Raw genomic sequence first — 14,696 nt, 5'->3', positions numbered from 1 at the left:
CCCGGTCCGCCAATCGGCGGGCCGGGCCCGACGGCCCCCCGGGCTCAGCGGCCCCACTCGGTGGGCGGGCCGGCGTTGAGCAGCAGGGTGAAGACGACGGCGACCACGGCGACCGCCAGGAGCGCGCTGACCACCGGATGGCGCAGCACCACGACGAGAAGCCGTTCGAGGGGCCCCCGCTCCCCCGGCGCGCGGTCCACGACCTGCCACCGCGACGCCGGCTCGCCGCGCCGCCGCTGGGCCCGCTCGAACGGGACCGTCATGAACGGGACGATCGTCGAACCGAGGCCGAGGAGTCCGCGGGCCACGGGCCACCGCCCGTCGATCCACACGGCGACCGTCACCACGAGGTAGCAGAGGAACACGAAGCCGTGGACGCCGCCGGCGATCGGCACCACCCGCTCCGTGACTCCGCCGTACTTGAGGCCCATGGCGATCAGCAGACCGGCCCAGGTGAACATCTCGGCCATCGCCGTGACGGCGAAGAGGCGGCGCGGGCCGGGCAGGCTCATCGCTCCAGCTCCCCGCCGCGGTTCGCGCGCCGGATGCGCCGGGCACGGTCGATCTCGGGACGGAAGGTCCGCAGCGCCCAGCGCACGGCCACGACGGCCACGGCGAGCACCACGATGAGGATGAGCAGTTCAGGCATGCTCCCCAGCCTAGCCGCCGCCGCCGCGCCGTCGTCGGACACGGCGACGCCCCCGCCTCCGGGGGACCCGGAGACGGGGGCGTCGCGCGTCAGCGGCTCAACGGAGCCACGAGACGGGATGCGTCAGATCACTTGGTGATCTTGGTGACGCGGCCGGAGCCCACGGTGCGGCCACCCTCGCGGATGGCAAAGCCGAGGCCCTCCTCCATGGCGATCGGCTGGATGAGCTCGACCGACATCTCGGTGGTGTCGCCGGGCATGACCATCTCGGTGCCCTCGGGCAGCGTGATGACGCCGGTGACGTCGGTGGTGCGGAAGTAGAACTGCGGGCGGTAGTTCGAGTAGAACGGGTTGTGACGGCCACCCTCGTCCTTGGACAGGATGTAGACGTTCGCCTCGAAGTTGGTGTGCGGGGTGATGGAGCCCGGCTCCACCACAACCTGGCCGCGCTCCACGTCGTCGCGCTTCAGGCCGCGCAGCAGCAGACCGCAGTTCTCGCCGGCCCAGGCCTCGTCGAGCTGCTTGTGGAACATCTCGATGCCGGTGACGGTGGTCTTCTGCACGTCGCGGATGCCGACGATCTCGACCTCGGAGTTGATCTTCAGGGTGCCGCGCTCGGCGCGACCGGTCACCACGGTGCCACGACCGGTGATGGTGAAGACGTCCTCGATCGGCATCAGGAACGGCTTGTCCTTGTCGCGGACCGGGTCCGGGATGAACTCGTCCACGGCCTCCATGAGGTCCTCGACGGACTTGACCCACTGGGGGTCGCCCTCGAGGGCCTTCAGACCGGAGGTGCGGATGACCGGGGCCTCGTCGCCGTCGAAGTCCTGGGAGGACAGCAGCTCGCGGACCTCCATCTCGACGAGCTCGAGGAGCTCCTCGTCCTCGACCATGTCCGACTTGTTCAGGGCCACGAGCAGGGCCGGCACGCCGACCTGGCGGGCCAGGAGCACGTGCTCACGGGTCTGGGCCATCGGGCCGTCGGTGGCGGCGACCACGAGGATCGCGCCGTCCATCTGAGCGGCGCCGGTGATCATGTTCTTGATGTAGTCGGCGTGACCGGGGGCGTCCACGTGGGCGTAGTGACGCTTCTCGGTCTGGTACTCCACGTGGGAGATGTTGATGGTGATGCCGCGCTGACGCTCCTCGGGGGCGGAGTCGATCGTCGCGAAGTCACGGGCCTCGTTCAGGTCCGGGTACTTGTCGTACAGGACCTTCGAGATGGCGGCGGTCAGCGTGGTCTTGCCGTGGTCAACGTGGCCGATGGTGCCGATGTTGACGTGCGGCTTCGTCCGCTCGAACTTTGCCTTTGCCACTAGTTCCTCCTAAGAACTGGTTCATCGTCAAGAAGACTGCTCAGCCGCCTGCGACGTGCTGACAACTTGACTGAGTCTACTCGGATGGTGCGGGGTTGGGGAAATCCCGGCCTCACGAGGGCCAGTCCGGTTCCAGGCCGTCGGGACCGCCGGAAGCGGACCGGACCTGACCCGTCCTGATCGCGGACCGCCGCGCCGGGAAGGGCGGTCCGGTCGCCCCGGGCCGGCCGCGGCTGCGGCGGCCGACCCGGGGCAGGTCGTTCAGAGCAGGTGACCTGCGGTCACTCGCCCTGGGACTTCTGGATGATCTCGTCCGCCACGGCCTTGGGGACCTCGGCGTAGGAGTGGAAGGTCATCGAGTACACCGCGCGGCCCTGCGTCTTGGAGCGCAGGTCGCCGATGTAGCCGAACATCTCCGACAGCGGCACGAGGGCGTTGACCACCTTCACGCCGGTGGCGTCCTCCATGGACTGGATCTGGCCGCGGCGGGAGTTCAGGTCGCCGATGACGTCGCCCATGAACTCCTCGGGGGTGCGGACCTCCACGGCCATCAGCGGCTCGAGGATGATCGGGTTGGCCTTGCGGACACCCTCCTTGAAGGCCTGGGAGCCGGCGATCTTGAACGCCATCTCCGAGGAGTCGACGTCGTGGTACGCGCCGTCGAGCAGGGTGGCCTTCACGCCGACCATCGGGTAGCCGGCCAGCACGCCGAACTGCATGGCGTCCTGGATGCCCGCGTCCACCGAGGGGATGTACTCGCGGGGCACGCGACCGCCGGTGACGGCGTTCTCGAACTCGTAGACCTCGCCCTCGGCGGTGTCCAGGGGCTCGAAGGACAGCTGCACCTTGGCGAACTGGCCGGAGCCGCCGGTCTGCTTCTTGTGCGTGTAGTCGACCTTGTCGACCTTGCGCTTGATGGTCTCGCGGTACGCGACCTGGGGCTTGCCCACGTTGGCCTCGACCTTGAACTCGCGCTTCATACGGTCCACGAACACGTCCAGGTGGAGCTCGCCCATGCCGCCGATCTCGGTCTGGCCGGTCTCCTCGTTGAGGTTCACGCGGAACGTGGGGTCCTCGGCGACGAGCTTCTGGATGGCGGTGGAGAGCTTCTCCTGGTCACCCTTGGTCTTCGGCTCGATGGCCACGGAGATCACGGGCTCCGGGAAGGTTATCGACTCGAGGATGATCGGGTTCGCGGGATCGCACAGGGTGTCGCCCGTGGTGGTGTCCTTGAGGCCGATCACGGCGTAGATGTGGCCGGCGACCACCTCGTCCACCGGGTTCTCCTTGTTGGCGTGCATCTGGAACAGCTTGCCGATGCGCTCCTTCTTGCCCTTGGTGGCGTTGAGGATCTGCGCACCGGACTCCAGGCGGCCGGAGTACACGCGGATGAAGGTCAGCGTGCCGAAGAAGGGGTGCGTGGCGATCTTGAAGGCGAGCGCCGAGAACGGGGCCTCCTTCGACGCCTCGCGCTCCAGCACCTCCTCCTCGTCGTTCACGGCGTGGCCCTTGACGGAGCCGGCGTCCAGCGGGTTCGGCAGGTAGGCGACCACGGCGTCCAGCATCGGCTGCACGCCACGGTTCTTGAACGCGGAGCCGCAGAACACCGGGTAGGCCTCGGCGTTCACGGTCAGCTGGCGCACGCCGGCCTGGATCTCCTCGACGGTGAGCTCCTCGCCCTCGAGGTACTTCTCCATGAGCTCCTCGGAGGTCTCGGCGACGGCCTCGACGAGCTCGTTGCGGTACTCCTCGGCCTTCTCCTGGAGCTCGGCGGGGATCTCGCGAGTCTCATAGGAGGCGCCCATGGTGACGTCGCCCTTGGCGTCGCCCGGCCACACGAAGGCCTTCATGGAGAGCAGGTCGACGACGCCCACGAAGTCGTTCTCGGCGCCGATCGGCAGCTGCATCACGAGCGGACGCGCGCCGAGGCGCTTCACGATGGTGTCGACGGTGAAGTAGAAGTCCGCACCCAGCTTGTCCATCTTGTTGACGAAGCAGATGCGCGGGACGTTGTACTTGTCCGCCTGGCGCCACACGGTCTCCGACTGGGGCTCCACGCCCTCCTTGCCGTCGAACACGGCGACGGCGCCGTCGAGCACGCGCAGCGAGCGCTCCACCTCGACCGTGAAGTCCACGTGGCCGGGGGTGTCGATGATGTTGATCTGGTGGTCGTTCCAGAAGCAGGTCACCGCGGCGGAGGTGATGGTGATGCCGCGCTCCTTCTCCTGCTCCATCCAGTCCGTCGTCGCGCCGCCGTCGTGGGTCTCGCCCAGCTTGTGGTTGACACCCGTGTAGAACAGGATGCGCTCGGTGGTGGTGGTCTTGCCGGCATCGATGTGGGCCATGATGCCGATGTTGCGGACCTTGTGCAGGTCGGTCAGCACGTCCTGTGCCACGGTGTCTCCCTTGGTCGGGTGGAATGGGGGGGCTCGTGAGGTGGATGCGGTGGGTGGCCCGTCCGAGAGGACGCACCTGCGGCCCGAGGCGCGGATCGCGCGCCCCGGGCCACACGGATCACCAGCGGTAGTGGGCGAAGGCCTTGTTGGCCTCGGCCATCTTGTGGGTGTCCTCGCGACGCTTCACGGCGCCGCCCAGGCCGTTCGAGGCGTCCAGGATCTCGTTCATCAGGCGCTCGGTCATGGTCTTCTCACGGCGGGCCTTGGAGAAGCCGACCAGCCAGCGCAGGGCCAGGGCCGTGGAGCGGCCCGGCTTGACCTCGACGGGCACCTGGTAGGTGGCGCCGCCGACGCGGCGGGAGCGCACCTCGAGGGCCGGCTTGATGTTGTCCATGGCCTTCTTGAGGGTGGCCACGGGATCGGCGCCGTTCTTGGCACGGGCGCCCTCGAGCGCGCCGTACACGATGCGCTCGGCGGTGGACTTCTTGCCGTCGACGAGCACCTTGTTGATCAGCTGCGTGACCAGCGGGGAGCCGTAGACGGGATCGACGACGAGGGGGCGCTTCGGCGCAGGACCCTTACGAGGCATTACTTCTTCTCCTTCTTGGCGCCGTAGCGGGAGCGGGCCTGGCCGCGGTTCTTCACGCCCTGGGTGTCGAGGGCGCCGCGCACGATCTTGTAGCGCACGCCGGGCAGGTCCTTCACACGACCGCCGCGGACGAGCACGATCGAGTGCTCCTGCAGGTTGTGGCCCTCGCCGGGGATGTAGGCCGTGACCTCGATGCCGCCGTTCAGGCGCACACGGGCGACCTTGCGCAGCGCCGAGTTCGGCTTCTTGGGCGTGGTGGTGTACACACGGGTGCACACGCCACGACGCATGGGGTTCCCCTGCAGGGCAGGGGCCTTCGTATTGACGACCTTGGGTGAGCGGCCCTTGCGGACCAGCTGCTGAATCGTAGGCACTCTTCAGCCTTCCTGTGTTTCGGTGATCGCTGACGTGATCGACCGGCGCCCGGGGCGCCGGCTGCTCGTTCCTCTGCTCTGCCTCTCCCTGTGGGGGCTCGCAACGAGCAGACGTCCGCAGGCGTGCAAAAGTGTGGCATCTGCCGCGCAATGACCCCGCGACCCGGACAGCGTCCAATTTGCCACACGAAAAACAATCCTTGACAGCATAGCACGCCCCGGCGCCCTCGACGAGCCGGCCCCGCACGGCCAAGGGGCCCGCCCCTCCCCCGCGTGAGCGGCGGAGCGGCGGGCCCCTGGGGGACACGGATCAGGCGCGGAAGTCGCCCCCGCGGCCGTAGTCGTCCAGCGAGACGGCGTGGAAGTCGTTCTCGCCGAGCGACTGGTCCAGGCCCGGGTAGTCGAAGTCCGCGAAGCCGGCCGGCGAGGCGAACAGGTTGGCCTTCGCCTCCTCCGTCGGCTCCACGACGGTCTTCGTGTAGCGGTCCAGGCCCGTGCCGGCCGGGATCAGCTTGCCGATGATCACGTTCTCCTTCAGGCCCAGCAGCGGGTCGGACTTGCCCTCCATGGCCGCCTGCGTCAGGACGCGGGTCGTCTCCTGGAAGGATGCGGCCGACAGCCACGAGTCCGTGGCCAGCGAGGCCTTCGTGATGCCCATCAGCTCGTCGCGGCCGGAGGCCGGCTGGCGGCCCTCGGCGACGGCGGCGCGGTTGGCGGCCACGAAGCGCGCCCGGTCCGTGAGCTCACCCGGCAGCAGGTCGGTGTCACCGGACTCGATGACGGTGATGCGACGCAGCATCTGCCGGACGATGACCTCCACGTGCTTGTCGTGGATGCCCACGCCCTGGGACTGGTACACGTTCTGCACCTCGTCCACGAGGAACCGCTGCGCGGCCCGCGGGCCGAGCACGCGCAGGACCTGCTTCGGGTCCACGGCGCCGGCCACGAGCTGCGTGCCCACCGGCACGTGCTCGCCGTCGGCCACGAGGATGCGCGCACGGCGCAGCACCGGGTAGGCGATCTCCTCGGAGCCGTCGTCCGGGGTGAGCAGCAGGCGCACGGACGCCTCGGTGTCCTCGATGGTCACGCGGCCGGCGACCTCGGAGATCGGGGCCACGCCCTTCGGGGTGCGGGCCTCGAAGAGCTCCTGGATGCGGGGCAGACCCTGCGTGATGTCGTCGGCCGAGGCCACACCGCCGGTGTGGAACGTGCGCATGGTGAGCTGGGTGCCCGGCTCACCGATCGACTGGGCCGCGATGATGCCGACGGCCTCGCCGATGTCCACCAGCTGGCCGGTGGCCATGGAGCGGCCGTAGCACTTCGCGCAGGTGCCCACGGCGGACTCACAGGTCAGGACCGAGCGGACCTTGATCTCCGTGATGCCGGCGGCCACCAGCTCGCCGATCAGCACGTCGCCCACGTCCGCACCGGCCGAGGCCAGCACCGTGCCGTCCTCGCCCGTGACGTCCTGGGCCAGCGTGCGGGCGAAGGCCGAGTTCTCGACCTGCTCGTGGGCCACCAGCTCGCCGTCGGCGTTCGGCGCGGCGATCGTCACGGACAGGCCGCGCTCGGTGCCGCAGTCGTCCTCGCGGACGATGACGTCCTGGGACACATCGACGAGACGACGGGTCAGGTAGCCCGAGTTCGCGGTCTTCAGCGCGGTGTCCGCGAGGCCCTTGCGGGCGCCGTGGGTGGCGGAGAAGTACTCGAGCACGGACAGGCCCTCGCGGTACGAGGACTTGATCGGACGCGGGATGATCTCACCCTTCGGGTTGGCCACGAGGCCGCGGATGCCCGCGATCTGGCGCACCTGGAGCCAGTTGCCTCGCGCACCGGAGGACACCATGCGGTTGATGGTGTTGAGCTCCGGCAGGCCGTCCTTCATGGCCGCGGCGACCTCGTCGGTGGCCTTGTTCCAGATGTCGATCAGCTCGGAGCGACGCTCGTCGTCCGCGATCAGGCCCTTGTCGTACTGCTGCTGCACGCGCTGGGCCTGCTCCTCGTAGCCCTCCATGATGGCGGCCTTGTCGAAGTCGGAGGTGATGTCCGAGATCGCCACGGTCACACCCGACCAGGTGCCCCAGTGGAAGCCGGCGTCCTTGAGGTTGTCCAGCGTCTGCGCGGTGACGACCATCGGGTAGCGCTCGGCCAGGTCGTTGACCAGCTGACCGAGGGTGCCCTTGGTCGCCTGCTTGTCCAGCCACGGGTAGTCGTCCGGCAGCAGCTCGTTGAACAGCACCTTGCCCAGGGTGGTCTCGATGAGGGCGATCTCGCCCTCGGACCAGCCCTCGGGGGCCGGCACGTCCGCCGACGGCACGAAGCCCTCGACGCCGATCCGTGCGGGCGCGTTCAGGTGCAGGTCGCCGCCGTCGAACGCCATGATGGCCTCGCCGACGGTCGCGTACAGGTTGCCCGCGCCGACCTCGTCCGGACGCACCGTGGTGAGGTGGTTTAGTCCGATGATCATGTCCTGGGCCGGCACGGCGACCGCGCGGCCGTCCGAGGGCTTCAGGATGTTGTGGCTCGAGAGCATGAGCAGGCGCGCCTCGGCCTGGGCCTCCGGCGACAGGGGCAGGTGGACCGCCATCTGGTCGCCGTCGAAGTCCGCGTTGAACGCGGAGCAGACCAGCGGGTGCAGCTGCAGGGCCTTGCCTTCCACGAGCTGCGGCTCGAAGGCCTGGATGCCCAGACGGTGCAGGGTGGGGGCGCGGTTCAGCAGGACCGGGTGCTCGGTGATGACCTCCTCGAGCACGTCCCAGACCTGCGGACGGAAGCGCTCCACCATGCGCTTGGCGGACTTGATGTTCTGCGCGTGGTTCAGGTCCACGAGACGCTTCATCACGAACGGCTTGAACAGCTCCAGCGCCATCTGCTTCGGCAGGCCGCACTGGTGCAGCTTGAGCTGGGGACCCACCACGATGACCGAGCGGCCCGAGTAGTCCACGCGCTTGCCGAGCAGGTTCTGACGGAACCGGCCCTGCTTGCCCTTGAGCATGTCGGAGAGCGACTTGAGCGGGCGGTTGCCCGGGCCGGTCACCGGCCGGCCGCGGCGGCCGTTGTCGAACAGCGAGTCCACGGCCTCCTGCAGCATGCGCTTCTCGTTGTTGACGATGATCTCGGGCGCGCCGAGGTCGAGCAGCCGCTTCAGGCGGTTGTTGCGGTTGATCACGCGACGGTACAGGTCGTTGAGGTCGGAGGTCGCGAAGCGGCCGCCGTCCAGCTGCACCATCGGACGCAGCTCCGGCGGGATCACCGGGACGGCGTCCAGGACCATGCCCTCGGGCGAGTTGTCCGTGGTCAGGAACGCGTTGACGACCTTCAGGCGCTTCAGGGCGCGGGTCTTGCGCTGGCCCTTGCCCGTCTTGATGGTCTCGCGCAGCATCTCGGACTCGGCCTCGAGGTCGAAGGTCTGCAGGCGACGCTGGATCGCCTCCGCGCCCATCGAGCCCTCGAAGTACTGGCCGTACTTGTCCCGCATGGCGCGGTACAGGCCCTCGTCGCCCTCGAGGTCGGCGACCTTGAGGTTCTTGAAGCGGTCCCAGACCTGCTCCTTGCGGTCCAGCTCCGCGTCCGCGCGCTTGCGGATCTGCGCCATGGTCTTGTCCGCGGCGTCGCGGGCCTTCTTCTTCTCGGCGGCCTTGGCGCCCTCGGACTCCAGCTTGGCCAGGTCCTTCTCGAGGTCGGCGGCCACCGCGGCGATGTCGGAGTCGCGCTGGTCGGCCAGGACACGGGTCTCCTGGTCGTACTCGGCCTGGAGGTTGGCCAGGTCACGGTGCCGGGCCTCCTCGTCCACCGAGGTGATCATGTAGGCCGCGAAGTAGATGACCTTCTCGAGGTCCTTCGGCGCCAGGTCCAGCAGGTAGCCCAGGCGCGAGGGCACGCCCTTGAAGTACCAGATGTGGGTGACCGGCGCGGCCAGCTCGATGTGGCCCATGCGGTCGCGGCGCACCTTCGAGCGGGTCACCTCGACGCCGCAGCGCTCGCAGATGATGCCCTTGAAGCGCACGCGCTTGTACTTGCCGCACGCGCACTCCCAGTCACGGGTGGGGCCGAAGATCTTCTCGCAGAAGAGTCCGTCCTTCTCCGGCTTCAGGGTGCGGTAGTTGATGGTCTCCGGCTTCTTGACCTCGCCGTAGGACCAGCGGCGGATGTCCTCCGCCGTGGCCAGGCCGATGCGCATCAGGCCGAAAGAGTTGTCAGTGGACATGCTGTTCACGCTCATGCTCCGGTGAACTCCCTTGGTTCAGTGGTTCTCAGGTGACGTCTTGTGGATGCGGGATCGGGCCCGGCTCAGACTTCCTCCACCGAGCTGGGCTCGGCGTGGGAGAGGTCGATGCCCAGCTCCTCGGCGGCGCGGTAGACCTCGTCCTCCGCGTCGCGCATCTCGATGGCCTGGCCGTCGGCGGAGAGGACCTCCACGTTCAGGCAGAGGGACTGCATCTCCTTGATGAGCACCTTGAAGGACTCGGGAACACCCGGCTCCGGGATGTTCTCGCCCTTGACGATGGCCTCGTAGACCTTCACGCGGCCGTGGATGTCGTCCGACTTGATGGTCAGCAGCTCCTGGAGGGTGAACGCCGCGCCGTACGCCTCGAGCGCCCACACCTCCATCTCGCCGAAGCGCTGGCCGCCGAACTGGGCCTTACCGCCCAGCGGCTGCTGCGTGATCATCGAGTACGGGCCCGTGGAACGGGCGTGGATCTTGTCGTCCACCAGGTGGTGCAACTTGAGCATGTACATGTAGCCCACGGACACCGGGTCCGGGAACGGCTCGCCGGTGCGGCCGTCGAACAGCTGCGCCTTGCCGCTGTCGCTCATGAGACGGTCGCCGTCGCGGGTCACGTTCACGTGGCCGAGCAGGCCCGTGATCTCGTACGCCTCGGCGCCGTCGAACACCGGGGTGGCCACGTTGACCGGACCGGACTGCCGCGGGAAGTTCGGCAGGTCCTTGATCCACTCCGGCTCGCCCTGGATGTCCCAGCCGCGCGAGGCGGCCCAGCCCAGGTGCAGCTCCATGACCTGGCCGAGGTTCATGCGGCCGGGGACGCCGAGCGGGTTCAGCACGATGTCCACCGGGGTGCCGTCCGCCAGGAACGGCATGTCCTCGAGCGGCAGGATCTTCGAGATGACGCCCTTGTTGCCGTGGCGGCCGGCCATCTTGTCGCCGTCGGTGATCTTGCGCTTCTGCGCCACGTAGACGCGCACCAGCTGGTTCACGCCCGGGGGCAGGTCGTCGTCCTCGTCGCGGTCGAAGATGCGCACGCCGATGACGGTGCCGGACTCGCCGTGCGGCACCTTCAGGGACGTGTCGCGGACCTCGCGGGACTTCTCGCCGAAGATCGCGCGCAGCAGGCGCTCCTCCGGGGTCAGCTCGGTCTCGCCCTTCGGGGTCACGCGGCCGACCAGGATGTCACCGGCCTCCACCTCGGCGCCGATGTGGATGATGCCGCGCTCGTCGAGCTGCGACAGCACCTCCTCGGACACGTTGGGGATGTCGCGCGTGATCTCCTCGGCGCCCAGCTTGGTGTCGCGGGCGTCGACCTCGTGCTCCTCGATGTGGATCGAGGTGAGGACGTCCTCCGAGACCATGCGCTGGGACAGGATGATCGCGTCCTCGTAGTTCAGGCCCTCCCAGGGCATGAACGCGACGAGGAGGTTCTTGCCGAGCGCGAGCTCGCCGTTGTCCGTGGCGGGACCGTCGGCGATGATGCTCAGCGGCTCCACCCGCTCGCCCTCGGACACGCGCACGCGCTGGTTGTAGGCGTTGCCCTGGTTCGAGCGGGCGAACTTCATGATCGGGTAGTGCGTGGTGGTGCCGTCGTCGTTCATGACGGTCACCAGGTCCGCGGCCACCTCGGTCACGACGCCGCCCTGGGTGGCCGTCACGGAGTCGCCCGCGTCCACGGCCACGTACTTCTCCATGCCGGTGCCCACGTAGGGGGCCTCGGAGCGGAGCAGCGGCACGGCCTGACGCTGCATGTTCGCGCCCATGAGCGCGCGGTTGGCGTCGTCGTGCTCGAGGAACGGGATCAGGGCGGTGGCCGCCGACACCATCTGGCGCGGGGACACGTCCATGTAGTCGATCTCGTCCACGGTCGAGAGCACGGGCTCGCCGTCGCCGCCGCGCTGGCGGCAGAGCACGAACTCCTCCTCGAACCGGCCGTCCTCATCCACCGGGGCGTTCGCCTGGGCGATCTGGAAGGCCAGCTCGTCGTCGGCGGTCAGGTAGTCCACGGTGTCCGTGACCCGGCCGTCGACCACGCGGCGGTACGGGGTCTCGATGAAGCCGAAGGAGTTGATCCGGCCGAAGGTCGCCAGCGAGCCGATGAGGCCGATGTTCGGGCCTTCCGGGGTCTCGATGGGGCACATGCGGCCGTAGTGCGACGGGTGGACGTCACGGACCTCCATGCCGGCACGGTCGCGGGACAGGCCGCCCGGGCCGAGCGCGGACAGGCGACGCTTGTGCGTCAGGCCGGCCAGCGGGTTGTTCTGGTCCATGAACTGGGACAGCTGCGAGGTGCCGAAGAACTCCTTGATCGCCGCCACCACGGGGCGGATGTTGATCAGGGTCTGCGGGGTGATCGCCTCGACGTCCTGGGTGGTCATGCGCTCGCGCACGACGCGCTCCATGCGGGACAGGCCGGTGCGGATCTGGTTCTCGATCAGCTCGCCCACCGCACGGATGCGACGGTTGCCGAAGTGGTCGATGTCGTCGATCTCCACGCGCACATCCACCGGCTCGCCGTCGCGCGTGCCCTTGATGACGGTCTCGCCGGCGTGCAGCGCGGCGATGAAGTGCACCATCTGGACGATGTCGTCCTCGGTGAGCACAGACGCGTTGGGGTCGCCGAGGTGCACGTCCACGCCGAGCTTGCGGTTGAGCTTGTAGCGGCCCACCTTGGCGAGGTCGTAGCGCTTCGGGGTGAAGTACAGGTTGTTCAGCAGCGTCTGCGCGGCGTCGACGGCGGCCGGCTCGCCCGGGCGCAGCTTGCGGTAGATGTCGAGCAGGGCCTCGTCCTGGTCCGCGGTGCCGTCCTTCTCGAGGGTGGCGCGGATGGAGTCGTAGTGGCCGAACTCCTCCAGGATGCGGGACTCGGTCCAGCCCATGGCCTTGAGCAGCACCGTCACGGGCTGCTTGCGCTTGCGGTCGAGGCGGACGCCGACCTGGTCACGCTTGTCCACCTCGAGCTCGAACCAGGCGCCGCGCGAGGGGATGATCTTCGCGGAGAAGATCTCCTTGTCCGAGGTCTTGTCCGGGGTGCGCTCGAAGTAGGCGCCCGGGGAGCGGACCAGCTGGGAGACGACGACGCGCTCGGTGCCGTTGATGATGAACGTGCCGTTGCGGGTCATCAGCGGGAAGTCGCCCATGAAGACGGTCTGCTGCTTGATCTCGCCGGTCGTGTTGTTCATGAACTCGGCCTTGACGTACAGCGGGGCGGAGAAGGTCGCGTCGCGATCCTTGCACTCCTCCTCCGTCATCTTGGCGTCGGCGAACTCCGGCTCGGCGAAGGACAGGGACATGGTGCCCTGGAAGTCCTCGATCGGGGAGATCTCCTCGAAGATGTCCGTCAGTCCCGAGGTGACGGGCACGGAGTGGTCGTCGGCGGCCAGGGCGGCGTCCACGCGCGCAGCCCACCGCTCATTGCCGATCAGGCGGTCGAACGACTCGGTCTGCAGCGCCAGCAGGTCCGGCACGTCCAGCGGCTCGGAGATCTTGGCGAAGGAGACGCGTCCGGCGGAGGCGCCGGATCGCGGGGAGACGGTAGCGGTTTCGTTGGAGGTGCTCGAGGCGACCACGTAGGATCCTTCCACAGGCCTTCTGGGTTCCGTTCGCTCCCCTGCCGCGAGACGGCGGCGCCGGCCCACCGCTATATGAAGGCCGTGCGGAACCGTGCGGGCCACGGCGGGACGCGGGGTCCTGCGGGCGGCACGGAACAGGGGAGATGCAAAGATCCATCCTATCCCCGCCCGTCTCCCCTGTCCAGCCGCGGGTGCGTGACCTGGGACGCCACGAGGCCCCCGGTCCGCAGTGCGGATCCGGGGGCCTCGTGAGGAAGCGTGATGCGGCTCAGGCCGCGATCATCACTTGAGGGTGACGGTGGCGCCGGCGCCCTCGAGCTGCTCCTTGGCCTTCTCGGCGGTCTCCTTGTTGACGCCCTCGAGGATGGGCTTGGGAGCGCCGTCCACCAGGTCCTTGGCCTCCTTCAGGCCGAGGGAGGTGAGGGCGCGCACCTCCTTGATGACGCCGATCTTCTTGTCGCCGGCGGCCTCGAGGACGACGTCGAACTCGTCCTTCTCCTCGGCGGCGGCGGCCTCGGCACCACCGGCGGCACCGCCGGCGGCGGCCACGGCCACGGGGGCGGCGGCGGTGACGTCGAACTTCTCCTCGAACGCCTTGATGAACTCGGACAGCTCGATGAGGGTCAGCTCCTCGAACGCGGCGAGCAGCTCTTCGGTGGTCAGCTTGGCCATGATGGCTCCTTTACGGGTACGTCTTGACTACGTGTGAAGTGGTGGGCCGTGCAGCCCGGGGCGGACTGCTCAGGCAGCCTCGCCCTGCGCGGCGCGCAGCGCCTCGACCGTGCGGACGGTCTTGGACAGCGGCGCCTGGAACAGGGCGGCAGCCTTGGACATGCTGCCCTTCATCGCGCCGGCGAACTTGGCCAGCAGCACCTCGCGGGACTCGAGGTCCGCGAGCTTCTTGATGCCGGCCTCGTCCAGGGGCTGGCCATCCATGTAGCCGCCCTTGAGCACGAGCTCCTCGTGATCCTTGGCAAAGTCACGCAGGGCCTTCGCGACGTTGACCGGGTCTCCGGTCACGAACGCGATCGCGGTGGGCCCGGACAGGTGAGCCTCGAGGCCCTCCAGACCGGCGTCCTTGGCCGCGATCTCGGCCAGCGTGTTCTTCGCCACGGCGTAGGTCGCGTCCTGACGGATGGAGTCACGCAGCTGCTTGAGCTCCGTCACCGTCAGGCCACGGTATTCCGTCAGAACAGCGGCGCTGGACTCACGGAACAGGTCCGTGAGCTCAGCCACCGCCGACTCCTTCGCGGACGTCGCCATGGCACTCCTCTCGATGATGCGTGGGAACCGCCACCCCGAGACGAGAAAACGCCCCGTGCAGATGCACGGGGCGCAGCAGGAGCATCGACGCGGCCGGACCCGGAGGGTCGACGTGCGGATGCGAGCGTGGCTCACGTTCACCTGCGCGGGCCGTCTCCGTCAGGGAGATCCTTCGGTGGGCTCTGCCCGGAGGCAGGGCACCACGACCGGCGGTCTTCGGTAGGCACCAGCGTACACGTCCGGGGCGGGCCCGCAAAATCGACCCGGGACGACGCCGGCCGGTCGTCCCCGCTGCGGGGACGACCG

Annotated in this window: 10 protein-coding genes; all 10 read right to left on the bottom strand. The window is 68.6% G+C overall.

Annotation, left to right across the window (positions count from 1 at the left end; all coding sequences use genetic code 11):
* Positions 1 to 44 precede the first annotated feature (44 nt).
* The 10 genes from HMPREF3105_RS03430 to rplJ all read right to left on the bottom strand — a co-directional run bounded on the left by HMPREF3105_RS03430 (position 45) and on the right by rplJ (position 14,390).
* The gene (locus HMPREF3105_RS03430; RefSeq protein ID WP_036317755.1) at positions 45 to 512 is read right to left on the bottom strand and encodes a DUF3817 domain-containing protein; all 468 of its coding nucleotides are present in this window, start codon (positions 510 to 512) and stop codon (positions 45 to 47) included.
* Positions 509 to 649 carry a hypothetical protein gene (locus HMPREF3105_RS13190; RefSeq protein ID WP_162833779.1) on the bottom strand — a complete coding sequence of 47 codons (141 nt, stop codon included), beginning with the start codon at positions 647 to 649 and terminating at the stop codon, positions 509 to 511. The genes HMPREF3105_RS03430 and HMPREF3105_RS13190 overlap by 4 nt, the downstream gene beginning before the upstream one ends.
* A 128-nt stretch (positions 650 to 777) precedes the next feature.
* Positions 778 to 1,968, bottom strand: coding sequence for an elongation factor Tu (tuf, locus tag HMPREF3105_RS03425; RefSeq protein ID WP_036317754.1), 1,191 nt, complete (start codon positions 1,966 to 1,968; stop codon positions 778 to 780).
* 281 nt (positions 1,969 to 2,249) lie between these two features.
* Positions 2,250 to 4,364 carry an elongation factor G gene (gene fusA / locus HMPREF3105_RS03420; protein WP_036317752.1) on the bottom strand — a complete coding sequence of 705 codons (2,115 nt, stop codon included), beginning with the start codon at positions 4,362 to 4,364 and terminating at the stop codon, positions 2,250 to 2,252.
* Between the two features lie 118 nt (positions 4,365 to 4,482).
* A complete protein-coding gene (gene rpsG, locus HMPREF3105_RS03415) occupies positions 4,483 to 4,953 on the bottom strand; it encodes a 30S ribosomal protein S7 (RefSeq protein ID WP_010080379.1) in 471 nt (156 codons plus the stop codon).
* The gene (rpsL, locus tag HMPREF3105_RS03410; protein ID WP_002854787.1) at positions 4,953 to 5,327 is read right to left on the bottom strand and encodes a 30S ribosomal protein S12; all 375 of its coding nucleotides are present in this window, start codon (positions 5,325 to 5,327) and stop codon (positions 4,953 to 4,955) included. Before rpsL ends, rpsG begins: the two co-directional genes overlap by 1 nt.
* Positions 5,328 to 5,637: 310 nt before the next feature.
* The gene (locus tag HMPREF3105_RS03405; RefSeq protein ID WP_070708781.1) at positions 5,638 to 9,534 is read right to left on the bottom strand and encodes a DNA-directed RNA polymerase subunit beta'; all 3,897 of its coding nucleotides are present in this window, start codon (positions 9,532 to 9,534) and stop codon (positions 5,638 to 5,640) included.
* Between the two features lie 83 nt (positions 9,535 to 9,617).
* Entirely contained in the window at positions 9,618 to 13,124 is a 3,507-nt protein-coding gene (gene rpoB, locus HMPREF3105_RS03400) for a DNA-directed RNA polymerase subunit beta (RefSeq protein ID WP_036317750.1), read from the bottom strand.
* 285 nt (positions 13,125 to 13,409) lie between these two features.
* Positions 13,410 to 13,799, bottom strand: coding sequence for a 50S ribosomal protein L7/L12 (gene rplL, locus HMPREF3105_RS03395; protein WP_036317747.1), 390 nt, complete (start codon positions 13,797 to 13,799; stop codon positions 13,410 to 13,412).
* A 69-nt stretch (positions 13,800 to 13,868) separates the two neighbouring features.
* Positions 13,869 to 14,390, bottom strand: coding sequence for a 50S ribosomal protein L10 (gene rplJ / locus HMPREF3105_RS03390; RefSeq protein ID WP_070708780.1), 522 nt, complete (start codon positions 14,388 to 14,390; stop codon positions 13,869 to 13,871).
* Positions 14,391 to 14,696: the final 306 nt, after the last annotated feature.

The sequence above is a fragment of the Micrococcus sp. HMSC31B01 genome (genome assembly GCF_001816085.1).
Taxonomy (GTDB): Bacteria; Actinomycetota; Actinomycetes; order Actinomycetales; family Micrococcaceae; genus Micrococcus; species Micrococcus luteus.
Note: the sequence above shows the minus strand (reverse complement) of the source record. Positions and strands in the feature narration are given on the sequence as shown.

Bases quoted from the DNA above. Each gene is read 5' to 3' on its own strand.
- HMPREF3105_RS03430 (WP_036317755.1), bottom strand. From the start codon at position 512: ATGAGCCTGCCCGGCCCGCGCCGCCTCTTCGCCGTCACGGCGATGGCC.
- HMPREF3105_RS13190 (WP_162833779.1), bottom strand. From the start codon at position 649: ATGCCTGAACTGCTCATCCTCATCGTGGTGCTCGCCGTGGCCGTCGTG.
- rpsG (WP_010080379.1), bottom strand. From the start codon at position 4,953: ATGCCTCGTAAGGGTCCTGCGCCGAAGCGCCCCCTCGTCGTCGATCCC.
- HMPREF3105_RS03405 (WP_070708781.1), bottom strand. From the start codon at position 9,534: ATGTCCACTGACAACTCTTTCGGCCTGATGCGCATCGGCCTGGCCACG.
- rplL (WP_036317747.1), bottom strand. From the start codon at position 13,799: ATGGCCAAGCTGACCACCGAAGAGCTGCTCGCCGCGTTCGAGGAGCTG.
- rplJ (WP_070708780.1), bottom strand. From the start codon at position 14,390: ATGGCGACGTCCGCGAAGGAGTCGGCGGTGGCTGAGCTCACGGACCTG.